The organism is Bradyrhizobium sp. (assembly GCF_030697065.1).
Taxonomy (GTDB): Bacteria; Pseudomonadota; Alphaproteobacteria; order Rhizobiales; family Xanthobacteraceae; genus Bradyrhizobium.
Genome location: NZ_JAUYQU010000228.1, coordinates 75,446 through 100,549, shown reverse-complemented (window position 1 = coordinate 100,549; position 25,104 = coordinate 75,446). Strand labels below are relative to the sequence as shown.

Below are 25,104 nucleotides of genomic sequence, written 5' to 3'. Positions count from 1 at the left end.
GCTGCGCGCAAAAGGCTGACCGAGCGGGATCGCCTGGTATGAAGACCTCCCATGCGGTTTCGTGCATGGTAGGGCGACCGCATGCCAGCTCGCGATGCGGTGGACAAAATTCAGGAGGAACGCGTGTCCCTGTCCCATCCAGCCATCGCCCCCAACCATGTCGCCGTGGTCACCGGCGGCGCCTCCGGCATCGGGCTCGCCGCCGCGATGCGGTTTGCCGGCCTCGGCATGAAAGTCTGCATCGCCGACCTCGGCGGCGACCGGCTCACATCCGCCGAAGCGAGGGTGGCGTCGGTGGCGCGGGGCGCGTCCGCCGATGTCATGGCCATGGCGGTCGACGTCAGCCGCATCGAGGAGGTATCGGAACTGGAGAACGAGGTGCGCAGGCGGTTCGGCTGCGCCGACATCCTGATGAACAACGCCGGCATTCAGCCCGGCAGCACGATATTCGGCCCGCCGGAGAACTGGCAGCGCATTCTCGGCGTCAACCTGTGGGGCATCATTCATGGTTCGCAGGTATTCGCGCCCCGCATGATCGAGCGCGGGCGGACCGGCCTCATCATCAACACCGGCTCGAAGCAGGGCATCACCACGCCGCCGGGCGATCCCGCCTACAATGTCTCCAAGGCCGGCGTGAAGGCTTTTACCGAAGCGCTGCAGCACGAGCTGCGCAACATCGCGGGCTGCAAGGTCAGCGCGCATCTCTTCATTCCCGGCCATGTCTTCACCGCCCTCACCGCGCGCGGCCGCACCGAAAAGCCCGCCGGCGCCTGGACGCCGGAACAGACCGTCGACTTCATGATCGAGCGCGTGACAGCAGGCGATTTCTACATCCTCTGCCCCGACAACGACGTGCCGCGCCGCCTCGACGAGCGCCGCATGCTGTGGGCCGCCGGCGACATCGTCGAAAACCGCCCCGCGCTGTCGCGCTGGCATCCCGATTACGCCGAGGCATTTGCGAGATTCGTGAAGGGGGAGTGACGATGCGAGAGGGGCCTTCAACGCAACGGAACAAGGCGGCGCGATCTCGCGGCGCGTGGCGTCCGAGGTTTGCCGGAAAATTCCCGCCCTCTTCAATCAGAGGGCGCGGGGAATGCCGGGCGCCCGATGCGCCCGATAGCCACGTGTGCTATGGGTAGTGGTAGATGCACACGTGTTGTCAGGTCACACCGGAATCACCCGGCACTCCCCGCGCGATGGTTTAGGCTTATACGTGGTCTCCCCGGTGATCGGCTTTCTTGCCACCGTCACTTGCGGGTCTTACCGCAAGCTTGACACCAGCACCGAGGTGTCAGGACCGCACGATTTCGCATCCGTTTCAGGCACCCTGGTCAGGGAGCACCATCCGCGTCCACCGCATCCCCGTCCCGCACTGGTGACCTTGCGCAACGCCCCTCGCAGTGGGACGGGATGGCGAGACATATAGCCTGATTAATATTTCTGGTAAACCGAATTATTTTTACGCGAAGGACTTGACATGAATTCCGCAAATCCGAAGTGCTTTGCCCGTCGGGTAGTCACAGAAGGGTTTGGCCGCGACGCCATATCGACGTGAGGGCAGCCCCTGACTGGCCTCCCGGCCGCTCGCGAGCTTGGCAGCCTCGGCGGGCGAAAGTGACTTCCCCGCTTGTCCAAAGGCGCCAAGCGACGTATAGTCATACTAGTCACTCTAGTCATGAGAGGCTTTATGACAAATGCCAACAAGACAACTTCGCCGCCTATTGGCGGAACCTGGACTCTCGCCGGCGCCAAGGCCCGGTTCTCCGAGGTGGTTGATCGTGCCCAGGCAAGCCCGCAAACCATCACCCGCAACGGCAAGCCGAGCGCGGTAATCGTCTCCGCCGAAGAGTGGGCACGCAAGACCGTGCGAAAGGGGACCTTGGCCGAATTCCTGCTCGCATCGCCGCTACGCGGCGCCGATCTCGACCTCGAACGCGAGCGCGACACGCCTCGTGACGTCGCACTATGAACTTCCTGCTCGACACCAACGTGCTGTCGGAGGTGCAGCGACCGGCCCCCGATGTGAAGGTACTTGGCTGGCTTGATGCCGCCGACGAGGATCGGGTGTTCATCAGCGTCGCATCCATCGCCGAACTTCGGCGTGGCATCGCCTTGATGGACCGCGGTCGTCGGCGTGATGCGCTGGCGACCTGGCTCGCCGACGATCTGCCGGCGCGCTTCGCCGAGCGGATCCTGCCGATTGATCACGCAGTTGCCGAACATTGGGGCGACCTGATGGCGCAGAGTCGCCGAAGCGGCGTTGCGCTTTCCGTTATGGATGGCTTCTTTGCGGCGACCGCGCTCGCCAGAGAACTCACGCTGGTCACGCGCAATGTCAGGGATTTTACGGCATTCGGCGTGCCGCACCTCAACCCGTGGGACGACCAGTACCTGGAATCATAATTCCGTGTTGCTGCCATCCTTCGAGACCCGGCGAAGACGCCGCTCTTCAGGATGAGGCTTAACTTGTTGAAACACCACAACCTCGTGCTGCGGAGCGAGCGACGCGAGCGTCTCGAAGCATGGGCAGCAAGCGACTCACCGATATTAGATAGTCGGCACCAGAGCCGACCAGCCCGCCCCGTTACCACTCACGCGAAACGCCGCTGTGGATTCCTCCGCAGCGGCGTTTCGTCGTTGCATTGCTGGACGGTTACAGCAGCCCCGCGCCGCGCGCCCATTTGTATTTCGCGCCCAGCACCGCGACCGGGATTTCGGTCGAATAGGCGTAGGCGACGATGCCGTTCTGGTAGAGATAGTCGGCGGCCTCCTCGACTTCGATATCGCCGGCCAGTGAGGCCACGATCGGCTTTTCGATGCCCCTGGCCTTCATCTCGTTCTTCACCTCGACCATGTTGCGCGCGAACACCATCGGCGGCGTCACGATGGTGTGCCAGTAGCCGAGGATCAGCGCGTGGATGCGCGGGTCTTCGAGACCGAGCTTGACCGTGTTGACATAGGTGATAGGCGGCTCGCCGCCGGTGATGTCGATCGGGTTGCCGGCGGCGCCGAACGGCGGGATGAATTTGCGGAACGCGGCGTCGAGATCGGGCGGGATCGTCATCAGCGACAGCTTGTTGTCGATGCAGGCGTCCGACAGCAGCACGCCGGAGCCGCCGGCTCCGGTGATGATGACGACGTTCTCGCCCTTCGGCGTCGGCAGCACCGGAATGCCGCGGGCAAATTCCAGCATGTCCCGCAGCGAACGGGCGCGGATCACGCCGGACTGGTTGAACACGTCCTCGTAGATCTTGTCGTTGCCGGCGAGCGCGCCGGTATGCGAACTCGCCGCCTTGGCGCCGGCCGAGGTGCGCCCTGCCTTCAGCACCACGATCGGCTTCTTCTTCGAAACGCGCTTGGCCACTTCGGCGAAGGAGCGGCCGTCCTTCAGATCCTCGCAATGCTGCGCGATGATCTGGGTGTTGTCGTCCTGCTCGAAGAAAGTCAGAAGATCGTCCTCGTCGATATCGGACTTGTTGCCGAGGCCGACGATCGCCGAGACGCCCATCTTGGCGGAGCGCGAGAAGCCGATGATCGCCATGCCGATGCCGCCGGATTGCGACGACAGCGCCGCCGAGCCCTTGACGTCGTAGGCGGTGCAGAAGGTCGCGCACAGATTGGCGTGGGTATAATAGAAACCGTAGATGTTCGGCCCCATCAGGCGAATGCCGTATTTCTGGCCGATCGCCTGGATTTCCTCCTGGCCCGCGATGTTGCCGGTTTCGGCATAGCCGGACGGAATCAGGATCGCGCCGACCACTTTCTTCTCGCCGCATTCGGTCAGCGCCGCCGCGACGAAATTGGCGGGAATGGCGAACACGGCAATGTCGACCTCGCCGGGCACGTCCTTGATCGACTTGTAGACCTTCTTGCCCATGATCTCGTCGGCCTTGGGATGGATCGGGTAGATCTCGCCCATGTAGCCGCCGTTGATGAGATTCTTCATCACGGAGTTGCCGATCTTGCCGCTCTCGGCGGATGCGCCGATCACTGCCACCGCCTTCGGCTTCATGATCCGGTTCATCTGGCGCACGATGTCGTCATGGTTGGGCCGCGGGCGCGGCGCCGGCGGCGCGAAGTCGACGACGATGCGGACGTCGGCGGCGATCGCATCGGATTTGGTGGCGAACACCGGATTGAGATCCATTTCGCTGATCTCGGGGAAATCGGTGATCAGCTTCGAGACATTGACGATGATGTCGGCGATGGCGTCGCGGTTGGCGGGGTCGCTGCCGCGCACGCCCTTCAGCATCTCGTGGGCCTGGATGCCGTCGAGCATCGACAGCGCATCGTCCTTGCTCGCCGGCGCGAGACGGAAGGTGATGTCCTTCAACACCTCGACCAGCACGCCGCCGAGGCCGAAGGCGACGAGCTTGCCGAACGATCCGTCGGTGACCGCGCCGATGATGACCTCCTGGCCGCCCATCAGCATCTGCTGGACCTGGATGCCCTCGATCTTCGCATCGGCCTTGTATTTTTTGGCGTTGGCCAGAATGGTGGCGTAATTCGCCTCGGCATCGGCAGCGGTCTTGACGCCGACGATGACGCCGCCGGCCTCGGTCTTGTGCAGGATATCCGGCGAGACGATCTTCATGACCACCGGAAAGCCCATGTCGGCCGCGAGTTTGGCTGCCTCGGCGGCGGACTTGGCGACGCCCTCCTTCGGCACCGGGATGCCGTAGGCATCGCAGACCAGCTTGCCTTCCGGCGCCGTCAGACTTGTGCGCTTGTCCGCCTTGACCGCATCCAGAATCCTGCGGACCGCATCTTTGGAACTCGACATTGGCTTCCTCCCTGGCGTCTGTTCTTTTGTTTGCATCGGCAGCGCACGACCGCTCAAGCCAGCGATGGCATTTGGTATGCCAGAGATACGCTTGTCAAGGCAGGCTCTGGGATCAAAGTGCCGAAAACGTTGGCAACTTGACACGCTGGTATTTGGTATGCCAAAAATTGTTTCGGATTTCTTCTGTTAAAAGACGTCTCCTACCGGAGGAGACCCGTCATGCCCGCACGGAAACCAACCAAGGCACCGCCACCCATGGCCGAGGCTGAAATCGCGATCGTCCGCATTGCGCCGGAGACCAGCTTCAAGAACAAGGCCTACGAAGCCTTGAAGGAAGCCATTCTCAAGATGGACATCTACGCGACGCCCGAGCAGGTGATGCTGGACGAGCGCGCGCTGTCCGAGCGTCTCGGCGTCAGCCGCACGCCGATCCGCGAAGCCATCGCGATGCTGGAGCAGGACGGGTTCGTCAAGACGGTGCCGCGCCGTGGCATCGTGGTCGTTCGCCGCACCAAGACCGAGATCGTCGACATGATCCGGGCCTGGGCCGCGCTGGAAAGCATGGCGGCACGGCTGATCACCACCACCGCGCGCAAGAAGGACATCTCGGCGCTGCGCGACTTCTTCAGGGATTTCAGCAAGGACCGCCTGCCGCAGGATCATGTCGAGGAATATTCCAGGGCCAATATCGCCTTTCACCAGGCGCTGATCTCGCTGTCGGAATCCCCTGTCCTGGTCGACATGACCAACGATATCCTGCTGCATGTTCGCGGCTACCGGCAACTGACCATCGGCCGCGTGGACCGCACCGCCACCTCGTTGCCGGAGCACATGGCCATCATCGAAGCGCTCGAGGAACGCGATACCGAGCTTGCGGAGAAACGCGCCCGCGATCACACGCTCGGCCTTGCCGCCTATGTCGAAGCCCACGGGCAAGAGCTTTTTTGACGCGTACGGCCCTCAAGACGACGGACCGGTCCGTTACAAGAAACGATCAGGGAGAAGCGGAATGTCCGCAGTAGTTCAAAGCATCGACGCCAACGCCGCCGACGAACCCGAACAGACCGACGGCTTCAACCTCATCATCGATGCGCTGAAGCTCAACGGCCTGACCACGATCTACGGCGTGCCCGGGATTCCGATCACCGATTTCGGCCGCATGGCCCAGGCCGCGGGCATCCGCGTGCTCTCGTTCCGCCACGAACAGAACGCCGGCTACGCCGCCTCGATCGCGGGATTCCTGACCAAAAAGCCCGGCGTCTGCCTCACGGTGTCGGCGCCCGGCTTTCTCAACGGCCTGACCGCGCTGGCGCACGCCACCACCAACTGCTTCCCGATGATCCTGATCTCCGGCTCGTCGGAGCGCGAGATCGTCGATCTGCAGCAGGGCGACTACGAGGAAATGGATCAACTCGCCATCGCCAAGCCGCTGTGCAAGGCCGCGTTCCGCGTGCTGCACGCCGCCGACATCGGCATCGGGCTTGCCCGCGCCATCCGCGCCGCCGTTTCCGGACGCCCCGGCGGCGTCTATCTCGACCTGCCCGCCAAACTGTTCGGCCAGGTGATGGACGCAGAGGCCGGACGGAAGTCGCTGGTCAAGGTGATCGACGCAGCTCCCGCCCAGATCCCCGCCCCCGACGCGATCAGGCGCGCGCTCGACGTGCTGAAGGGCGCAAAGCGTCCGCTGATCATCCTCGGCAAGGGTGCGGCCTATGCGCAGGCCGACGACGCGATCCGCAGCCTGGTAGAAAGGAGCGGCATTCCGTTCCTGCCCATGAGCATGGCCAAGGGATTGCTGCCGGACACCCATCCGCAATGCGCGGGTGCGGCGCGCTCGACGGTGCTCAAGGACAGCGACGTCGTGATGCTGATCGGCGCGCGGCTGAACTGGCTGCTGTCGCACGGCAAGGGCAAGAGCTGGGGCGATGCGCCGAAGAAATTCATCCAGATCGACATCGAGCCGAAGGAAATGGACTCCAACGTGGAGATCGTGGCTCCCGTGGTCGGCGACATCGGCTCCTGCGTCGCGGCACTGCTCGAGGGCATCGGCGGGAGCTGGACCGCTCCGCCGTCCGACTGGACCGGCGCGGTCAGCAAGAAGCGCGACGAGAACGTCGCCAAGATGGCGCCGCGGCTGATGAATAACAATTCGCCGATGGACTATCACGGCGCGCTCGGCGTGCTGCGCACCGTCATCAAGGAGCGGCCGGACGCCATCCTGGTCAACGAAGGAGCCAACACGCTCGACCTCGCGCGCGGCATCATCGACATGTACCAGCCGCGCAAGCGCATCGACGTCGGCACCTGGGGCATCATGGGCATCGGCATGGGCTATGCCATCGCCGCCGCGATCGAGACCGGCAAGCCGGTGCTCGCCGTGGAAGGCGACTCGGCGTTCGGCTTCTCCGGCATGGAGATAGAAACCATCTGCCGCTACAATCTGCCGGTCTGCGTCGTCGTCTTCAACAATGACGGCATCTATCGCGGCACCGACGTCAATTCGGCGGGTTCGGATCCCGCGCCCACCGTGTTCGTCAAGGGCGCGCGCTACGACAGGATGATCGAGGCCTTCGGCGGCACCGGCGTCAACGCGACCTCGCCGGACGAACTCAGGCGCGCCGTCAACGCGGCGATGGATTCCGGCAAGCCGACCCTGATCAACGCGGTGCTGGACCCGGCCGCCGGCAGCGAGAGCGGCCGCATCGGCAACCTCAACCCGCAAAGCAAGCTGAAAAAGAAATAACGCAAAGCACAACCCATCGGCGTCATTCCCCGCGAAGGCGGGGAATCCAGTAGCCACTAAACCATCGACTGGGACAACGGTGATTACTGGATGCCCGCCTTCGCGGGCATGACGGCACCACAATAGATCTGAGGAGAAGTATTATGACACAGGCGCTGAAGGGCGTTCGCATTCTCGATTTCACCCACGTCCAGTCGGGGCCGACCTGCACCCAGTTGCTGGCATGGTTCGGCGCCGACGTGATCAAGGTCGAGCGCCCCGGCGTCGGCGATATCACGCGCGGCCAGTTGCAGGACGTGCCCAACGTCGACAGCCTGTATTTCACCATGCTCAACCACAACAAGCGCTCGATCACGCTCGACACCAAGAACCCCAAGGGCAAGGAAGTCCTGACCGCGCTGATCAAGAGCTGCGACGTGCTGGTGGAGAATTTCGGCCCCGGCGTACTCGATCGCATGGGATTTCCCTGGGAGAAAATCCAGAGCATCAATCCGAAGATGATCGTGGCCTCGATCAAGGGTTTCGGGCCCGGACCCTACGAAGACTGCAAGGTCTACGAGAACGTCGCGCAGTGCACCGGCGGTGCGGCCTCGACCACCGGCTTTCGCGACGGACTGCCGCTGGTCACCGGCGCGCAGATCGGCGACAGCGGCACCGGCCTGCACCTCGCGCTCGGCATCGTCACCGCACTTTACCAGCGCACGGTCACCGGCAAGGGACAGAAGGTCACCGCCGCGATGCAGGACGGCGTGCTCAATCTGGCCCGGGTCAAATTGCGCGACCAGCAGCGGCTCGCCCATGGCCCGCTGAAGGAATACAGCCAGTTCGGCGAAGGCATTCCGTTCGGCGACGCGGTGCCGCGCGCCGGCAATGATTCCGGCGGCGGCCAGCCCGGCCGCATCCTGAAGTGTAAAGGCTGGGAGACCGATCCCAACGCCTATATCTACTTCATCACCCAGGCCCCGGTGTGGGAGAAGATCTGCGACGTGATCGGCGAGCCCGGCTGGAAGACCCATCCGGATTACGCCAAGCCGCCGGCCCGGCTGTCACGGCTCAACGAAATCTTCGCGCGCATCGAGCAGTGGACGATGACGAAGACCAAATTCGAGGCGATGGACATCCTCAACAAGGACGACATCCCCTGCGGCCCGATCCTGTCGATGAAGGAACTGGCGGAAGACCAGTCGCTGCGTGCCACCGGCACCGTGGTCGAGGTCGGTCATCCCGAGCGCGGCAAGTATCTGTCGGTGGGCAATCCCATCAAGATGTCGGACTCACCGACCGAGGTGACGCGTTCGCCCCTGCTCGGCGAACACACCGACGAAATCCTGCGCCAGGTGCTCGGCTTTACCGATCACCAGGTCGCGGAAATCCACGAGTCCGGCGCGCTCGACCCGCCGCGCAAGGTCGCCGCGGAATAGGCCGCGCTCGAGCCACAGCATTTCCAAAGGTCGCTGGTGCTCCGGCGGCCTTTTTTTATGACATGGCCAAGAGTGGGCTCCACTACTGGCATTTCGTATACCTATCGGTACGTGGGTGGATTTGACCGCGCGCGACGCCGCAGCAAGAGGGGCAACGGGCGGGACGATAATTTGCGGTGGGGCAAGTCTTCCGCCGCTCCGTTCGCTTGCCCGTAGTGGAGGTTCTGAGCGGTGCGAAGATGACAGCTGCGACAAATTGGCCTACCCTTGACAGGCTTCCAATATTCGTTTGCACTCTGGCATATCGCATACCAATATGCCGTCGTTAGCGCATCAACAAGAACAGCGCAGCATGGGGGACAACAAGGACCTGATCCACGGGATCAACGCGACCTTCCGAAGCTTGAGCTCATCCGAAAATAGCGGATGCCACGCCCGAAGGTACCTCATACAATTCTAACAGGCAGCCGTCTCGCGGGGACAATCCCTGCGGCACGTTCGGCCGGGCAGGCCCGAAGGGCCGCCGGAATAAGTTGATGGCAAAGCCGGCCTAGACCGGCGCGCTCGAATGCAATGGGAGAGAAACAAATGAAAAGTTCTGTTTTGCGTCTGGCGCTGGCCACCGTCGCCGCGTTTTGCACGAGCGGCATCGCGTCGGCGGCCTGGGAACCGGTTCGCCCGGTCGAGTTCATTATCCCCGCCGGCACAGGCGGCGGCGCCGACCAGATGGCCCGTACCATCCAGGGCATCGTCACCAAGCATAGCCTGATGAAGCAGCCGATGGTCGTCATCAACAAGTCCGGCGGCGCCGGCGGCGAAGGCTTCCTCGACGTGAAGTCGTCGGCGGGCAATCCGCACAAGATCATCATTACGCTTTCGAACCTGTTCACGACTCCGCTCGCGACCGGAATTCCCTTCAACTGGAAGGACCTGACACCGGTCGCGATGCTGGCGCTCGACGAATTCGTGCTCTGGGTCAATGCCGAAAAGCCGTACCAGAACGTCAAGGACTACATTGACGCCGTGAAGAAGGCGCCCCCGGGCACCATCAAGATGGGCGGCACGGGATCGAAGCAGGAAGACCAGATCATCACGGTCGCCATCGAGAAGGCAACCGGCACCAAGTTCACCTACATTCCCTACAAGGGCGGCGGCGAAGTCGCTGTGCAGCTGGTCGGCAACCACGTCGATTCGAGCGTCAACAATCCGATCGAGGCGGTCGCGCAATGGCGTGGCGGCAAGCTTCGTCCGCTGTGCGTGTTCGACGGCAAGCAGATGGCCTACGGCGATCCCATCGCGGACGGCAAGGGCTGGAAAGATATTCCGACCTGCAAATCGCAGGGTCTCGATATGGAATATCTGATGCTGCGCGGCATCTTCATGTCACCCAAGGCCACCAAGGACCAGGTCGACTACTACATCGATCTGTTCAAGAAGGTGCGCGCGACGCCCGAATGGCAGGATTTCATGAAGAGCGGCGCCTTCAACACCACCTTCATGACCGGCGACGAATATGCCAAGTGGGTCGAAGGCGAAGAAAAGCGTCACCAGGTTCTGATGAAAGAGGCCGGCTTCCTCGCCGGAAACTGATCAGGAAAATAGAGGACGCTCACCAGCGCGGGACGCAGCATCGGCTGCGAAGGCGAAGCTGCGATTCCGCATGGAGTTTTCATGACGACAGATAGTTCAGGCGCTGCCGGCCCAACTCACGGCCCAAGGCACAAGGTTGTGGAGGCCGGCGTCGCCGTGCTGTTCGCGCTGTTCGGGGTCGTCGTGATCATCGGCAGCTGGAAGGCCGGGATCAACTGGGGAGCCGAGGGCCCACGCGCCGGATTCTTCCCGTTCTACATCGGCCTCTTCATCGTCGTCTCCAGCGCCATCAATCTCTGGCACGCGCTGCGCGACGGGGACGACGGCCTGTTCGCCGAGTGGGGACAGCTTCGCCAGGTCATGAGCGTCGTCATCCCCACCGCAATCTATGTCGGCTCGATGCCCTTCATCGGCCTGTACGTCGCCTCGATCATCTTCATCGGCTACTTCATGCGATGGCTCGGCAAGTACCGCTGGCTGACGGTGCTCGGCGTGGCGCTCGGCATGCCGATCGTCACCTATTTCATCTTCGAACGTTACTTCCTGGTCCCGCTTCCCAAAGGGCCGATCGAGGAATGGTTGGGCCTCTAGGCGCCCGGTCGCCAGAAGCGCCAGCTCAACACAAGCGTCAGCTCAGGGCCGCAGGACTTACACCATGGAAGAACTCGTCAATCTGTTTCACGGCTTCGCGGTGGCGCTGCAGCCCTTCAACATCATGGTGATGGTGCTCGGCATCGTGCTCGGCGTCATCATCGGCGTGTTGCCGGGACTGGGCGGCGCCAACGGCGTGGCGATCCTGCTGCCGCTGACCTTCAGCATGCCGCCGACTTCCGCCATCATCATGCTGTCCTGCATCTACTGGGGCGCCCTGTTCGGCGGCGCAATCACCTCGATATTGTTCAACATCCCGGGCGAACCATGGTCGGTGGCGACGACCTTCGACGGCTACCCGATGGCGCAACAGGGCAAGGCCGGCGAGGCCCTGACCGCCGCCTTCACCTCCTCGTTCGTCGGTGCGCTGTTCGCCGTCATCATGATCACGCTGGTCGCGCCGCTGGTCGCCAGCTTCGCGCTGCAATTCGGGCCGGCGGAAAAATTCGCGGTGTATTTCCTGGCGTTCTGCAGTTTCGTCGGTTTGAGCAAGGAACCGCCGTTCAAGACCATCGCCGCGATGATGATGGGCTTCGCACTGGCCGCCGTCGGCCTCGACTCCATCACCGGACAATTGCGCCTGACCTTCGGGTTCACCGAACTGCTCAACGGGTTCGACTTCCTGATCGCCGTGATCGGCCTGTTCGGCATCGGAGAAATCCTGCTCACGATGGAAGAAGGGCTGAGCTTCCGCGGCGGCAAGGCGAAGATCAATCTGCGCGTCGTGATGGAGACCTGGAAGGGCCTGCCCAAATACTGGATGACCTCGCTGCGCTCCTGCATCATCGGCTGCTGGATGGGCATCACGCCGGCAGGCGCCACGCCGGCGTCGTTCATGAGCTACGGCATCGCCAAGCGGGTTTCGAAGAACGGCAAGAATTTCGGCAAGGGCGAGATCGAGGGCGTGGTTGCGCCGGAGACCGCGGCGCATGCCGCCGGTACCGCGGCATTGCTGCCGATGCTCTCGCTCGGCGTGCCCGGCTCGCCGACCGCCGCCGTGCTGCTCGGCGGCCTCCTGATCTGGGGCCTGCAGCCCGGCCCGATGCTGTTCGTCGAGCAGAAGGAATTCGTCTGGGGCCTGATCGCCTCGATGTATCTCGGCAATCTGTTCGGCCTCATCATCGTGCTGACCTGCGTGCCTATCTTCGCGGCGATCCTGCGGGTGCCGTTCAGCATCATCGCGCCGCTCATCCTGGTGCTGTGCGCGATCGGCGCCTATTCGGTTCACTCCAGCACCTTCGACGTGATGCTGATGCTGGGATTCGGCGTCATCGGCTACCTGCTCAAGAAGTGCAACTACCCCCTCGCGCCGCTGGTGCTGGCCATCGTGCTCGGCGACAAGGCGGAAGAAGCGTTCCGTCAGTCGCTGCTGGGATCGCAGGGCTCGCTCGGCATCTTCTTCTCCAATCCGCTGGTCTCCACGATCATGGTGCTGGGGCTGATCGCGCTGTTCTGGTCCGCCATCCAGGAAGTCATCACCCGGTTGCGAGGAACCCGCACCGCGGCCGCCTGACACGTCCGTCACATCCCCTTCCCGCGAAGCGCGCGCCCATCCCTGATGAGCGCGCGCTTTGCATTTGGGCCCATCCCCCCGACGGCGGCGACCATCGATGGCATATTGACATTTGGCATAATGTATACCAAACTTGTTACTTAACCTTTGGCCCCTGAAGGAGGTTGCGATGCAAGTCGGAGACATCCTGCGCAAGAAGACGGCGCGCGTTGCGACGGTTCGGATGAATGAAACCGTGGCCATTGCCGCCCGGCTGATGCGCGCCAGCAACATCAGCGCGCTCGTGGTCAAGGACGTGGTGCGTACCGAAGGCAACACGGCGGTCGGCATGTTTACCGAGCGCGATGTGGTCCGCGCCGTCGCCGAGCACGGCGCGGCCGGCGTCAGCCTGAAGGTCTCGCAACTGATCTCGGTGCAGCAACTGGTGTCATGCAGTTCCACCGATACGCTCGAACACGTGCGTCATCTCATGAACAAGAACCACATCCGACATCTGCCGGTAATAGACAGCTACAGCCTGACCGGCGTCATCAGCATCCGCGATATCTCCACCGCGTTCGACGACGAGGCCATGGCCACACGATCCGTCTCTGCGGCCTGACACCGTCGGCCGCGATCTCCTCAGGCGTCGAAGCACTGCAGCGCGCGCGAACTGCCGGACTGAATGCAGGAATTGTCCGCCCCGCGGAAACAAAGCCCCGTTTTTGCATGATCGCGTTGTTTGAACGGTCCTCGTGCCCGGTAGACATTTGCCGGGCATACCGTCATCCTGCCCCCTGAAATCCAGAAAATTCGCGCGGGTCGCCTCGCGCCGGGGAAACAAAAGGGCCAGTCATGATCAAAACGCGATTCACCGAACTCGTCGGCGTCGAACACCCGATCGTACAGGGCGGCATGCAGTGGGTGGGGCGCGCGGAACTGGTGGCGGCCGTCGCCAATGCCGGCGCACTCGGCCTGATCACCGCGCTGACGCAGCCGACGCCCGACGATCTGGTCAAGGAAATCGCGCGCTGCCGCGACCTCACCGACAAGCCGTTCGGCGTCAACCTCACCATCCTGCCCTCGATCAAGCCGCCGCCTTACGCGGAATACCGCCAGGCCATCATCGAAAGCGGCATCAAGATCGTCGAGACCGCCGGCAACAAGCCGCAGGAACACGTCACCGAATTCAAGAAGCATGGCGTCATCGTGCTGCATAAATGCACCAGCGTCCGCCACGCGCTGTCGGCGGAGCGGATGGGCGTCGACGCCATCTCGATCGACGGGTTCGAATGCGCCGGCCATCCCGGCGAGGACGACACCCCCGGCCTGATCCTGATTCCGGCGGCGGCCGACAAGGTCAAAATTCCGATGATCGCCTCCGGCGGCTTCGCCGACGGCCGCGGCCTGGTCGCCGCGCTGGCGCTCGGCGCCGAGGGCATCAACATGGGCACGCGCTTCATGTGCACCAAAGAGAGCCCGATCCATCAGCTGGTGAAGGAACGGATCGTCGCCAATGACGAGCGCGAGACCGAGTTGATCTTCCGCACCATGCGCAACACCTCGCGCGTCGCCAAGAACGCCATCAGCAGCAAGGTGGTCGCGATGGAAAAGGAAGGCGCCAAATTCGAGGATGTCCGCGAACTCGTCGCCGGCGCGCGCGGCAAGATGGTCTATGCGACCGGCGATGCCGATGAAGGCATCTGGTCGGCCGGACAGGTGCAGGGCCTGATCCACGACATCCCGACCTGCGCCGAACTGGTGGGACGCATCATGCGCGATGCCGAAGCCATCATCCAGGCCCGGTTCGCGGGCATGCTGTCCGGCGGCCACCGCCAGGCCGCCGAATAATCGGGAGAGGCGGGATAAGGTCTCCGCACCCTCCACGTCATTGCGAGCGGAGCGAAGCAATCCATCTTGCCCCGAAAAGAAAGAGTGGATTGCTTCGTCGCTACGCTCCTCGCAATGACGGCCAGCATATGCTGCCAATTGAAAAAGAAGAACGCGCATGAAAGCCTATGTCTATGGCGCCAACGGCGCTGAAATCACCGATGTCGCGAAGCCATCGCCGAAAGCCGCCCAGGTGCTGGTGCGCGTCCGCGCCTGCGGCCTCAACCGCGCGGACCTCGGCATGACCAAGGGCCACGTCCATGGCAGCGCCGGCGGCGCCGGCACCGTGCTCGGGATGGAATGGGCGGGCGAAGTCGCCGAAGTCGGCCCCGAGGCCAAAGGCGTTGCGGTCGGCGACCGGGTGATGGGCTCCGGCGGCGCCGCGTTCGCGGAATACACGCTGGCGGATCACGGCCGGCTGTTCCACGTTCCCTCCAACGCCAATATGAGTTTTGAGGACGCGGCCACCCTGCCCGTCGCGCTCGCCACGATGCACAACGCGGTGGTGACCAACGGCGCGCTGCAGCCGGGCCAGACCGTGCTGATCCAGGGCGCCAGTTCCGGCGTCGGCCTGATGGCGCTGCAGATTGCCAAACTCAAGGGCGCCAAAACCGTGATCGGCTCGTCGACCGACGCGACCCGCCGCGGACGGCTAAAGGATTTCGGCGCCGACCTCGCGGTGGATTCGTCCGATCCCGGCTGGGTCGACCAGGTGCTGAAGGCGACCGGCGGCGAAGGCGTCGACCTGATCGTCGACCAGATCTCCGGACCGGTCGCCAACCAGAATTTGAAAGCCACCAAGGTCAAGGGCCGCATCGTCAATGTCGGCCGGCTCGGCGGCACCCACGGCGATTTCAATTTCGACCTGCACGCCGCGCGCCGCATCAACTATATCGGCGTCACCTTCCGCACCCGCTCGATCGAGGAAATCCGCGAGATCTTTGCCGAAGTCCGCAAGGATATCTGGGGCGCGGTGGAATCGCGCAAACTGCAATTGCCGATCGACAAGGTGTTTTCATTCGACGACATCGGCAAGGCGTTCGACCACATGGAAGCCAACCGGCACCTCGGCAAGATCGTGGTGACGCTGTAATCCTTCAGGATCGATTCAATGACGCTGTAACGCGAGATCGCGTAGGGTGGGCAAAGGCGCGCCTTCGCGCTGTGCCCACCAGCCGTCCCGTTATTTTGAATGGTGGGCACGCTTCGCTTTGCCCACCCTACGCGCCGCTTCCTAAATCAGAACAATTCGCAACAATCCTTGCTGCGAATGAGTGCGATAGTGCACTCCATACGCGCTTTTAACCTGCATGACGGCCTGCTACACCCCGGCGCATGGCCTACCCCGTTCACACCCTCAAAACCCGCGTCGCGGCGATTTCGATTTTCGCCAGCGCCGCGATGGCAGCGGCGAAACTTGCCGTCGGCATCGCCATCGGCTCGCTGGCGCTGATCTCCGACGCGTTGCACAGCGCCATCGACATGCTGGCCACCATCATCACCTGGGCGGTAGTGCGGGTTTCCGACCGGCCGGCGGACGACGAGCATCATTACGGCCACGGCAAGTTCGAGAGCCTTTCGGCGCTCGGCATCACCGCCCTGCTCTATCTGCTGGCGGGGGGCATCCTGGTCGAAGCCTGGGGCCGACTGAGCGAACGCGCACCGCCGCCGACCATCTCGGCAATCCCCTTCATCGTGCTGGTCGTCGAGATCGCCGTGAACTTCTGGCGCGCGCGCGCGCTGCACCGCGCCGCGCGCGAAACGCACAGCCAGGCGCTCGCCGCCGATGCACTGCATTTCGCCTCCGACATGTTCGGTTCCTTTGCCGTCATCGCCGGCCTCATCCTGGCCGGCCTCGGCTTCTGGTGGGGCGACGCGGCGGCCGCCATCGCGGTTGCCCTGATCATCGGCCTGCTCGGCGTGAGAATGACGCGTTCCACCGTGGAGACCCTGCTCGACCGTGCGCCCGCAGGCGTCTCCGAGAAGGCCGACGCCGCGATCCGGACGGCGCCCGGCGTGGTCGATGTCGAGCGGCTGCGGGTACGGATGGTCGGCGCGACCCATTTCATCGACGCCATCGTCCAGGTTCCGCGCACCTATCCGATCGACCGCGTCGAGCAGATCAAGCGAGCGGCGCAGCAGGCTGTCAGCAAGGCGCTCGGTGACGCCGACCTGACATTCACCGCGGTGCCGGTCGCGCGCGACAATGAAAGTGTGCGGGAACGCATCATGGTGATCGCCCGCAATTCCGGCCTCGCGATCCACCACGTCACAGTGCACGACCTCGGCGGCAAGCTCACCGTCTCCATCGACCTCGAGGTCGACGGCGACATGCCGCTGACGGCGGCCCACGACATCGCCCACGGGCTGGAACGCAACATACGCGACGAGTTCGGCGAGGATGTCGAAGTCGACACCCACATCGAACCGCTGGAACCGGAATTGCCCCAGGGAACCGATGCCGCGCCGGAACGCGTCGAAACCATCAAGGCGGCGTTGGCGCGCTTTGCCGCCGACGGCGCCATCCACGACGTGCACAATGTGCGGGTGCGCAACACCGATGCCGGCGAAATCGTCAACTTCCACTGCCGCGCCGCGCCCTCGATGAGCGTGATCAAGGTGCACCAGAACGTCGACGAGATCGAGCGCGCGCTGCGCCGCGCCTTCCCGACGGTGAAGCGCGTCATCAGCCATGCCGAGCCGCCGCACGCGCGCTGAAATTTCGCCGCCGGGCGCGCGTTCTCCTTTCGGACTCACCCGGCCGGTATTTTTGCGGGCAATTCGAGTCCCGATTCCCCGTTGGACAAGATTTATTTTTAATTAACGAATCGTTGACTCTCGACAGCCCGGCCAAACTGGATTCAAATCGCTGTGATTCGAAAGTGACTGGGGCCAGTTTCGAATTAGGTGCAAGAGCTCTCCGAGGGGTGCAGGTATGGCGCGCGCAGACGCGGCGAGCGCGTGCGTTCAATCCGATTCGATCAAGGGATTGGCGCAATCGATCGCGAAACCAGCCTACCATCGGCTGTTGGTAGCGGAGCCTGCGCTCCGCCGCGCGGTGCCCACCCTGATCATTGCCTTCCTGATCACGATCTGCCTCGGCGCCTTCGTCCAGGTCGTCGATCAGAACCGGCAGAAGCGCGCGACCCTCAAACGCGATCTCGCGGCGGTCGCCGATCTGCTCACCGAGCGCCTCGACCGCATCACCTCGGTCAGGCAGGATCGGGCGGCGAACATCGCCCGCCTGCAGAGCCTGCTGCCCGGGCTCATTCCGTCGTGGGGCGTCGCCGCCGGGCGACACGTCATCGTCACCGGCGCCGACCAGCGTGTTCTCGCCCGGGTCCCTATCGAGATCACGCTGGGCGATACCGCCGGCATTCTGGAGGCCATCAGCGCCGCGCTGGCGCTGACCGGGACGTCGCAGCAGGGCCACGTGGCCGACATCGTGCTGCCGAACGGCAACGGCGCGCTGGCGATCCAGCGTGTCGTCAAATCGCTGCCCGGCCAGGTCATCATCATCCAGGAGAAGGTCGATTCGCTGTGGCGGTCGGACGCCGCGCTGTCGGTGACGCTTTCGGCCACCACCGGCTTCGTCGTGCTGATCCTCGGCTTCGCGTTTCACTGGCAGTCGACCCGCGCGCGCGAGGGCGACCTCATCAACGACGCGGTGCGCGGCCGGATCGACACCGCGCTCAACCGCGGACGCTGCGGATTGTGGGACTGGGACTTGTCACGCGGCAGGATTTTCTGGTCGCAATCGATGTTCACGATGCTGGGGCTCGACACCCGCAACGACCTTCTGACCTTCGGCGAAGTCAACGCACTGGTGAAATCCGACGACATCGACCTGTTCGCCATCGGCGACCAGCTCATCTCCGGCAAGATCGACCACATCGACCAGAGCTTCCGGATGCAGCATTCCAACGGCCACTGGATCTGGCTGCGGGTGCGCTGCGAACTCAGCCGGGGCGAAGCCGATGCCGGCCTGCACCTGATCGGAATTGCCGTCGACATCACCGAGCAGAAGAGCCTCGCCGAGCGGACCGTGGAGGCCGATCTGCGGCTGCGCGACGCGATCGAGACCATCCCGGAAGCGTTCGTGCTGTGGGATGCGGAAGATCGCCTGGTACTGTGCAATTCGCACTTCCAGCGCCTGCACCGGCTGCCGGATACGGCGGTGACGCCGGGCACCTCCTATGAAACCGTGATCGAAGTCGGCAGCATGCCGGAAGTCCGCAGCAGGCTGCATGACTCCGCCGCCCTGGCGCCGGGTGCGCGCACCTTCGAGGCGCAACTGGACGACGGCAACTGGCTGCACATCAGCGAGCGCCGCACCAAGGATGGTGGCTACGTTTCGGTGGGTACCGACATTACCCGCATCAAGGAACACGAACAGAAGCTGGTCGACAACGACCTGCGCCTGCGCGCCACCGTGATCGATCTGAAACGTTCGCAGGTCGAGCTCGCCGATCTCGCCGAAAAATACTCCGAGGAAAAGAACCGCGCCGAGGAAGCCAACCAGACCAAGTCGAAGTTCCTGGCCAACATGAGCCACGAGCTGCGCACGCCGCTCAATGCCATCATCGGATTTTCCGAGATCATGGAAAGCGGCATGTTCGGCACGCTCGGCTCGGAAAAATACCAGGAATACTGCCACGACATTCTCACCAGCGGGCACTATCTGCTCGAAGTCATCAACGACATCCTCGACATGTCGAAGATCGAGGCCGGCCGGATGAAGCTCGACATGGAGCAGCTCGACCTGTCGAAGACGCTGGCGGAATCGCTGCGGGTGGTATCGGGCCGCGCCGACGACAAGAACCTGAAACTCGACGCCGATATCGACGGCGCCATTTCGGTGGTGGCCGATCGCCGCGCGGTCAAGCAGATCATCGTCAACCTGCTGTCCAACGCGGTGAAGTTCACACCCGACGGGGGCAAGGTCGTGGTGCGAAGCCGGATGCTCAGCGACACCATCGTGCTGATGATCGCCGACACCGGCATCGGCATCGCGCCGCACTCGCTGCAGCGGCTGGGCAGGCCGTTCGAGCAGGTCGAGAGTCAGCTGACAAAAACCTATCACGGCTCCGGGCTGGGACTGGCGATCGCGCGATCGCTGACCAACCTGCATGGCGGATCGATGAAGCTGCGCTCGAAGCTCGGCACCGGCACCGTGGTCTGCGTTTCGCTGCCGCGCGACGCCAGCAAGGCCAAGGCGAAGATTTCGGAGGCGGCGTAGAGCGATTTTTCGGACGTCATTGCGAGCGGAGCGACCGTAGCCCGGATGAAGCGCAGCGCAATCCGGGAACCAGGCGCCCCGGATTTCGCTGCGCTTCATCCGGGCTACCGGTTGCTCAAAGTCGTCGCCGCCGGGATTCCTTCGAACCGCTCTCAACTCCGCCCTTCGACGATATCGGTAAACACCCGCCTCACCTCGGTCTGGGTCTCCTTGACCCGCGCCTGCAGCGAGGAGAAGTCCGGGGCGTCGCCGGCCCGCGCCAGCACGCGCAGGAGATCCTCGCCGGATGTTTCCGGCTTGAATTTTTCGGTGACGCAGAGCCGCAGGATCTGCGTCAGGTCGTGGTAGAGCCGCGTCGCCGACCGCAAGGTCTCCGCCGCCGGTTGCGGCAGCACGCCGAGCCGGGCGGCGCTGTCCAAGACCTGCAGCGTGGAGACGTCGAGAATTTCCGGCTTGTCGGCGGCGTGAACCAGCTGAAGATATTGCGCGATGAAGTCGATATCGACCATGCCGCCGGCGGCATATTTCAGATCCCAGACGTCGCCCTCGCCCTTCTCCTGCGCGATGGCGCGACGCATGTCCGCGACGTCGCCGGCGACGGCGGCGCGGTCGCGCGGCCGCGTCAGCACGGCGCGAATGACGCTCTCGATACGGGCGCGAAGCTCAGGCGGCGCCGAGATCACCCGCGCGCGGGTCAGCGCCATGTGCTCCCAGGTCCAGGCTTCGTTTTCCTGGTAGTCGGCGAAGGAATCGATCAGCGAAGCCACCGGCCCGGCGCGCCCCGACGGGCGCAGCCGCATATCGACGTCGTAGAGCACGCCGTAATTGGTCCGCGTGGTGAAGGCGCTGATCAGCCGCTGGGTGAATCGGGCGAAATACTGCGCGCCGTGCAGCGGCCGCTCGCCGTCGGAATCGGGATACTCATGATCGAAATCATACAGCAGGATCAGATCGAGATCGGATGAGGCGGTCATCTCGCGGCTGCCGAGCCGGCCCATCGCGACAATCGCGGTCTGCTGCCCCTTGATGCGGCCATGCTGGGCCGCGAACCGGTCGGTGACCAGGCCATGCACGGTGTGGACGATGCCCTCGGCGACGTCGGCAAAGGCGATGCTGGCCTGCTGGGCCGAGACCGTGCCGGACAGGATCCGCGTGCCGATCAGGAACAGGCTCTCCTGGCCGAACAGCCGCAGCCGGTCGAGAAACTCCTCATAGGCACTGGCGTCCGCCAGCGTCGCCGCGAGCCGCATGGACAGTTCACGCTGGTCCGGCATGGCGCCGAAGAAGCGCGGATCGATCAGCCCGTCCATGATCTGCGGCTGCCGCGCCAGCATGTCGCCGAGCCGGGGCGCCGCGCCGAGGATTAGCGCCACCAGTTCGACCAGCTCGCGGTTCTGGTTCAGCAGCGAGATCAGCCGCCCGCCGCGCTGCAACGCCCCGAGGAATCGGTCGAACGCCGATACCGCATTGTCGGGCTCTTCGGAATGCGCCAGGCCGTCGATCAATCCCGGGATGAAGTCGACGAAAGCCTCGCGTGTCGCTTCGACGCGCAGCGCGCGATAATCGCCGGTCAGCCATTGCTGGACGGTTCCCGCCACCACGACAGGCTTCTTGAAGCCGAGCGAGACCAGGTGTTCGATCAACCTCGGATCGTCGGGACCGGCGCTGTAATCCGCCGCCGGCAGTTGCGCGGTGCCGGCCGGATCGCCCTCGAACAGCTTGCCGTAATGCCCCTGCACGATGTTGAGGTGGCACAGCAGGTCCCTGGCGAACGCGGCGCGGCTCTCATGGCCGAAGAAGTTCGCAAAACGCTCCATCGCCTCGGCGTCGTCCGGCAGCGCATGGGTCTGCTCGTCCGCGACCATCTGCAGCCGGTGCTCGACCCGGCGCAGGAAGATGTAGGCCGCCGCAAGTTCATCGCGCGCGGCAAAGGTGATCCAGTTGCTCGAGGCCAGCACATCGAGGGCTTCCAGCGTCGGACGGACCCGCAATTCCGGATGCCGGCCGCCGGCGATCAATTGCTGGGTCTGCGCGAAAAACTCGATCTCGCGGATACCGCCGCGCCCGACCTTGACGTTGTGCCCCTCGACCGCGATCTCGCTCTGGCCGCGGAAGGTCTGCATCTGCCGCTTCATGTCGTGGACGTCGGCCAGGGCGGCGAAGTCCAGATGCTTGCGCCAGACGAAAGGGGCGATTTCCGCCACCAGCGCTTCGCCTGCTTTGGCATCGCCGGCGCAGGGCCGCGCCTTGATCATGGCCGCGCGCTCCCAGGTCCGCCCGTCCCGCTCGTAATAATGCAGCGCCGCGGCCATCGAGATCGCCACCTGGGTGGAGGACGGGTCCGGCCGCAGCCGCAGATCGACCCGGAACACGTAGCCGTCGCCATTGCGCTGCTGCAAGATCCGCGCGAGCGCCTGGGTGACTCGCACGAAGAAGGTCTGCGGCTCGATGTCGGGCGCCAGCGTCGGCGCGTCGGAATCGAAAAATACGATCAGATCGATGTCGCTGGAATAATTCAGTTCGCCGGCGCCCATCTTGCCCATCGCGAGCACGACGAGGCCGCTGTTGTCCTCTGGGGTATCGAAGCTCGGCGGCTTCAGCCTGCCGCGGCCGGCTTCCTGGCGCAGCAGAAAGCGCAGCGCCGCCTGCACCGAGGCAACCGCGAGATCGGTCAGTGCCGCCGTCACCCGCATGACAGGCCAGAGGCCGCCGATGTCGCACAGCGCGATCAGCAGCGCCGCCTCGGATTTCATGCGGCGAAGCAACTGCATCACGTCGGCTTCGGCCGACGCGGCCGCGACATCGCGGCAGGTGCTTTCGATCAGCCGCGCCAGATGGGGCTCCGGCTCGCATTCGAGCAGCCGGATCGCGCGCGCGGCGTCGGCGCGCAGGAGATCGAACAGATAGGGTGAGGCTTCGGCGATGCCGAGAAGAATGGTCCTGGCGCGCGGGAACCGGCCGGTCAGGTCGACGATCGCAGCCGCCTGCACCGGCGTCAGATCGGTCAGCCAGTCTGCCAGTCGCTGTTCGGCTTTATCGGGAGCGGACACATGCGGTCCGTCCACAAACCGCGCGGCCAGACGATGTTGGTCCGCGTCGCCTTTCGCGGATGAGTTCATGCCACCTTCTGTGGCACATCCGGCGTTTGAGCCGCAAGCCTGTCACTGGCGCCGGCCCGGGCCGGGATCGCCAATGCCGCCATGAGGCCGGGATTGCCGTCACCGAGACGGAGTTCGCCGCCATGCAGCGTCGCCACCGCCGAGGCCAGGCTGAGGCCGAGCCCGGAGCCGGGCTGGGTGCGGCTGGCTTCCAGCCGGACAAACCGCTCCACCGCGTGGCCGCGGTCGGCTGCCGGTATCCCCGGCCCATGGTCGGTGACGCTCAGCAGCACCGAAGCACCGTCGCGCCGCGCCTCGATCAGAATTTCAGGGGCGGCGCCGACCGCGCCGGGCCCAAGCGGCTGAATGGAGGGAAGCGGCTTGCCGTATTTGATCGCATTCTCGACCAGATTGGCCAGCGCCTGGCTGATCAGTTCGCGGTTGCCGTGGACAGGAGTCGGTACGGCCTTGACCTGCAGGCTCATGCCGCTGTCTTCGGCCAACGGTTCATAGAGTTCCTGGATCCCCCTGGCGACGTCGGCGGCGTCGAAATCATCCATGTTGCCGCGCGCCTGCCCGGACTCGGCGCGCGCGATCATCAAGAGCGCATTGAAGGTGCGGATCAGGCCATCGGATTCCTCGATGGTGCGCTCCAGCGCGCTGCGGTAATCGGCTTCGCTGCCGGATTTCGCCAGCGCCTCTTCGGCGCGATTGCGCAGCCGTGTCAGCGGCGTCTTCAGATCATGCGCGATGTTGTCGGAAACTTCCTTCAACCCCATCATCAGGGCCTCGATCCGCTCCAGCATGGCGTTGAGGTTTTCCGCCAGACGGTCGAGTTCGTCGCCGCTGCGCCCGACCGGCAGCCGTCCGCTCAGATCGCCCGCCATGATGCGCTGGGCGGTGCCGGTCATGGCGTCGATCCGCCGCAGCACCCGCCGCGCCACGAAGATGCCGCCGCCGAGCCCGAGCACGATGACGACCAGCAGCGACCAGTTCGCGGCCTTCACGACGATGCCGAACAGCCGCCGCCGTTCCTCGAGGTCGCGCCCGATCAGCAGCCGGAAACCGCTGGAGAGTTCGGTGACGTTCACCAGCGCGCGATGGTGACGGTTTTCCTGCTCATCGAGCCGCCGGTAGGCGGTCTCCGACCAGCCCAGGGTCGCCATCACGCCCGGCGCCAGCGAGCCGACATTGCCGGCAACGGCCTGCCCGGTCGGCGTGGTCACGAGATAGAGATTGGCGCCGGGCCGCAGCGCCCGGTTCTCGATCGTGAGCACCAGCCCGCGCAGGCCGCGCCGGGCATAGATGTCGCTGATCTCGCCGATCTCCGCATTCACGGTCGTGGTGATCTGCTCGGTGATCAGCCGGCGCGTATTCCAGGCGAAATAGACCAGCAGCGAAGCGGCAAACAGCGCGAACAGCAGCAGGTAGACCAGCGTCAACCGGAACGCGGTGGTGCGGATCAGTTTACCGAATGCCGTCACGGATCATGTATCCCGCGCCGCGGATCGTGTGCAGCAAGGGCCGCTCGAAGCCCTTGTCGATCTTGGAGCGCAGCCGTGAAATGTGCACGTCGATGACGTTGGTCTGCGGATCGAAATGATAGTCCCAGACGTTTTCCAGCAGCATGGTTCGCGTCACCACCTGCCCGGCATGCTTCATCAGATATTCCAGCAGCCGGAACTCGCGCGGCTGCAGCGTCAATTCGTCCTTGCCGCGCGCCACCCGGTGCGAAAGCCGGTCGAGCTCGAGATCGCCGACGCGATAGCTGGTTTCCTCGGCCGGACCGCCAAGACGGCGCGACAGCACCTCGACGCGCGCCAGCAGCTCGGCGAAGGCATAGGGTTTTGGCAGGTAATCGTCACCGCCGGCGCGCAGGCCCTTGATGCGGTCGTCGACCTGCCCGAGCGCCGAGAGAATCAGCACCGGCGTGCGGTTGCCCTTCTCGCGCAAGCTCCCGATCACCGACAATCCGTCGCGCTTGGGCAGCATGCGGTCGACCACCAGCACGTCGTAGTCGCCCGATTCGGCGAGCGACAGGCCTTCCTCGCCGTCGCCGGCGAGATCGGCAATGTGGCCGACCTCGCGAAACGCCTTGACCAGATAGTCGGCGGACTCGCGGTCGTCTTCGATGATCAAAAGGCGCATATGGCGATCGGTCGCGGTCAGGGATGTTGAGCTTTCTGTCACCATGGCG

Annotated in this window: 18 protein-coding genes; 14 read left to right on the top strand and 4 right to left on the bottom strand. The window is 64.2% G+C overall.

From position 1 onward, the window contains the following. Positions 1 to 129 precede the first annotated feature (129 nt). From Q8R73_RS18170 to Q8R73_RS18160, 3 genes are all read left to right on the top strand, one after another. Positions 130 to 981 (top strand): SDR family NAD(P)-dependent oxidoreductase, encoded by an 852-nt coding sequence (locus Q8R73_RS18170; protein ID WP_305720948.1) that lies wholly within the window; start codon positions 130 to 132, stop codon positions 979 to 981. Positions 982 to 1,687: 706 nt separating this feature from the next. After that, complete coding sequence (locus tag Q8R73_RS18165) at positions 1,688 to 1,969, top strand: type II toxin-antitoxin system Phd/YefM family antitoxin (protein WP_305720935.1); 282 nt, start codon at positions 1,688 to 1,690, stop codon at positions 1,967 to 1,969. After that, complete coding sequence (locus Q8R73_RS18160) at positions 1,966 to 2,403, top strand: type II toxin-antitoxin system VapC family toxin (RefSeq protein WP_305720934.1); 438 nt, start codon at positions 1,966 to 1,968, stop codon at positions 2,401 to 2,403. Before Q8R73_RS18165 ends, Q8R73_RS18160 begins: the two co-directional genes overlap by 4 nt. 250 nt (positions 2,404 to 2,653) lie before the next feature. Here Q8R73_RS18160 and Q8R73_RS18155 read toward each other — a convergent pair whose 3' ends face one another. Continuing rightward, positions 2,654 to 4,783: an acetate--CoA ligase family protein gene (locus Q8R73_RS18155; RefSeq protein WP_305720933.1), complete on the bottom strand. Its 2,130-nt coding sequence runs from the start codon at positions 4,781 to 4,783 to the stop codon at positions 2,654 to 2,656. A 219-nt stretch (positions 4,784 to 5,002) separates the two neighbouring features. On the opposite strand from Q8R73_RS18155, the gene Q8R73_RS18150 reads away from it, so the two are divergent. The 11 genes from Q8R73_RS18150 (at position 5,003) to Q8R73_RS18100 (ending at position 19,809) form a co-directional block, all read left to right on the top strand. Beyond that, positions 5,003 to 5,731, top strand: coding sequence for a GntR family transcriptional regulator (locus Q8R73_RS18150; RefSeq protein ID WP_305720932.1), 729 nt, complete (start codon positions 5,003 to 5,005; stop codon positions 5,729 to 5,731). A gap of 61 nt (positions 5,732 to 5,792) precedes the next feature. Continuing rightward, complete coding sequence (oxc, locus tag Q8R73_RS18145; RefSeq protein WP_305720931.1) at positions 5,793 to 7,526, top strand: oxalyl-CoA decarboxylase; 1,734 nt, start codon at positions 5,793 to 5,795, stop codon at positions 7,524 to 7,526. Positions 7,527 to 7,669: 143 nt separating this feature from the next. Next, positions 7,670 to 8,947, top strand: coding sequence for a formyl-CoA transferase (frc, locus tag Q8R73_RS18140; protein ID WP_305720930.1), 1,278 nt, complete (start codon positions 7,670 to 7,672; stop codon positions 8,945 to 8,947). A 588-nt stretch (positions 8,948 to 9,535) separates the two neighbouring features. After that, positions 9,536 to 10,537: a tripartite tricarboxylate transporter substrate binding protein gene (locus tag Q8R73_RS18135; RefSeq protein ID WP_305720929.1), complete on the top strand. Its 1,002-nt coding sequence runs from the start codon at positions 9,536 to 9,538 to the stop codon at positions 10,535 to 10,537. An 81-nt stretch (positions 10,538 to 10,618) separates the two neighbouring features. Continuing rightward, on the top strand, positions 10,619 to 11,128 hold the full coding sequence (locus Q8R73_RS18130) for a tripartite tricarboxylate transporter TctB family protein (RefSeq protein WP_305720928.1): 510 nt from the start codon (positions 10,619 to 10,621) through the stop codon (positions 11,126 to 11,128). A 64-nt stretch (positions 11,129 to 11,192) separates the two neighbouring features. Then, positions 11,193 to 12,701: a tripartite tricarboxylate transporter permease gene (locus Q8R73_RS18125; RefSeq protein ID WP_305720927.1), complete on the top strand. Its 1,509-nt coding sequence runs from the start codon at positions 11,193 to 11,195 to the stop codon at positions 12,699 to 12,701. A 169-nt stretch (positions 12,702 to 12,870) separates the two neighbouring features. Further along, the gene (locus Q8R73_RS18120) at positions 12,871 to 13,302 is read left to right on the top strand and encodes a CBS domain-containing protein (RefSeq protein WP_305720926.1); all 432 of its coding nucleotides are present in this window, start codon (positions 12,871 to 12,873) and stop codon (positions 13,300 to 13,302) included. A 233-nt stretch (positions 13,303 to 13,535) separates the two neighbouring features. Then, positions 13,536 to 14,531: a nitronate monooxygenase family protein gene (locus Q8R73_RS18115; RefSeq protein ID WP_305720925.1), complete on the top strand. Its 996-nt coding sequence runs from the start codon at positions 13,536 to 13,538 to the stop codon at positions 14,529 to 14,531. Between the two features lie 157 nt (positions 14,532 to 14,688). Then, the gene (locus tag Q8R73_RS18110) at positions 14,689 to 15,663 is read left to right on the top strand and encodes a zinc-binding dehydrogenase (RefSeq protein ID WP_305720924.1); all 975 of its coding nucleotides are present in this window, start codon (positions 14,689 to 14,691) and stop codon (positions 15,661 to 15,663) included. A gap of 242 nt (positions 15,664 to 15,905) precedes the next feature. Next, complete coding sequence (locus Q8R73_RS18105; protein ID WP_305720923.1) at positions 15,906 to 17,288, top strand: cation-efflux pump; 1,383 nt, start codon at positions 15,906 to 15,908, stop codon at positions 17,286 to 17,288. A 217-nt stretch (positions 17,289 to 17,505) separates the two neighbouring features. After that, complete coding sequence (locus tag Q8R73_RS18100) at positions 17,506 to 19,809, top strand: PAS domain-containing sensor histidine kinase (RefSeq protein ID WP_305720922.1); 2,304 nt, start codon at positions 17,506 to 17,508, stop codon at positions 19,807 to 19,809. 152 nt (positions 19,810 to 19,961) lie between these two features. On the opposite strand, the gene Q8R73_RS18095 is transcribed toward Q8R73_RS18100, so the two are convergent. From Q8R73_RS18095 to Q8R73_RS18085, 3 genes are read right to left on the bottom strand one after another with little or no spacing between them, the layout of a single operon-like run. Then, the gene (locus Q8R73_RS18095) at positions 19,962 to 22,928 is read right to left on the bottom strand and encodes a bifunctional [glutamine synthetase] adenylyltransferase/[glutamine synthetase]-adenylyl-L-tyrosine phosphorylase (RefSeq protein ID WP_305720921.1); all 2,967 of its coding nucleotides are present in this window, start codon (positions 22,926 to 22,928) and stop codon (positions 19,962 to 19,964) included. Continuing rightward, a complete protein-coding gene (locus Q8R73_RS18090; RefSeq protein ID WP_305720920.1) occupies positions 22,925 to 24,391 on the bottom strand; it encodes an ATP-binding protein in 1,467 nt (488 codons plus the stop codon). The genes Q8R73_RS18095 and Q8R73_RS18090 overlap by 4 nt, the downstream gene beginning before the upstream one ends. After that, a complete protein-coding gene (locus tag Q8R73_RS18085; RefSeq protein WP_305720919.1) occupies positions 24,375 to 25,055 on the bottom strand; it encodes a response regulator transcription factor in 681 nt (226 codons plus the stop codon). Before Q8R73_RS18085 ends, Q8R73_RS18090 begins: the two co-directional genes overlap by 17 nt. Between the last annotated feature and the right edge of the window lie 49 nt (positions 25,056 to 25,104).

What these genes read in the sequence shown, in the direction of transcription:
- Q8R73_RS18085 (WP_305720919.1), bottom strand. Translation starts at nt 25,055, where the DNA reads ATGCGCCTTTTGATCATCGAAGACGACCGCGAGTCCGCCGACTATCTG.
- Q8R73_RS18165 (WP_305720935.1), top strand. Translation starts at nt 1,688, where the DNA reads ATGACAAATGCCAACAAGACAACTTCGCCGCCTATTGGCGGAACCTGG.
- Q8R73_RS18130 (WP_305720928.1), top strand. Translation starts at nt 10,619, where the DNA reads ATGACGACAGATAGTTCAGGCGCTGCCGGCCCAACTCACGGCCCAAGG.
- oxc (WP_305720931.1), top strand. Translation starts at nt 5,793, where the DNA reads ATGTCCGCAGTAGTTCAAAGCATCGACGCCAACGCCGCCGACGAACCC.
- Q8R73_RS18100 (WP_305720922.1), top strand. Translation starts at nt 17,506, where the DNA reads ATGGCGCGCGCAGACGCGGCGAGCGCGTGCGTTCAATCCGATTCGATC.
- Q8R73_RS18120 (WP_305720926.1), top strand. Translation starts at nt 12,871, where the DNA reads ATGCAAGTCGGAGACATCCTGCGCAAGAAGACGGCGCGCGTTGCGACG.
- Q8R73_RS18125 (WP_305720927.1), top strand. Translation starts at nt 11,193, where the DNA reads ATGGAAGAACTCGTCAATCTGTTTCACGGCTTCGCGGTGGCGCTGCAG.
- Q8R73_RS18110 (WP_305720924.1), top strand. Translation starts at nt 14,689, where the DNA reads ATGAAAGCCTATGTCTATGGCGCCAACGGCGCTGAAATCACCGATGTC.
- Q8R73_RS18155 (WP_305720933.1), bottom strand. Translation starts at nt 4,783, where the DNA reads ATGTCGAGTTCCAAAGATGCGGTCCGCAGGATTCTGGATGCGGTCAAG.
- Q8R73_RS18115 (WP_305720925.1), top strand. Translation starts at nt 13,536, where the DNA reads ATGATCAAAACGCGATTCACCGAACTCGTCGGCGTCGAACACCCGATC.
- Q8R73_RS18095 (WP_305720921.1), bottom strand. Translation starts at nt 22,928, where the DNA reads ATGAACTCATCCGCGAAAGGCGACGCGGACCAACATCGTCTGGCCGCG.
- frc (WP_305720930.1), top strand. Translation starts at nt 7,670, where the DNA reads ATGACACAGGCGCTGAAGGGCGTTCGCATTCTCGATTTCACCCACGTC.
- Q8R73_RS18105 (WP_305720923.1), top strand. Translation starts at nt 15,906, where the DNA reads ATGGCCTACCCCGTTCACACCCTCAAAACCCGCGTCGCGGCGATTTCG.
- Q8R73_RS18160 (WP_305720934.1), top strand. Translation starts at nt 1,966, where the DNA reads ATGAACTTCCTGCTCGACACCAACGTGCTGTCGGAGGTGCAGCGACCG.
- Q8R73_RS18135 (WP_305720929.1), top strand. Translation starts at nt 9,536, where the DNA reads ATGAAAAGTTCTGTTTTGCGTCTGGCGCTGGCCACCGTCGCCGCGTTT.
- Q8R73_RS18150 (WP_305720932.1), top strand. Translation starts at nt 5,003, where the DNA reads ATGCCCGCACGGAAACCAACCAAGGCACCGCCACCCATGGCCGAGGCT.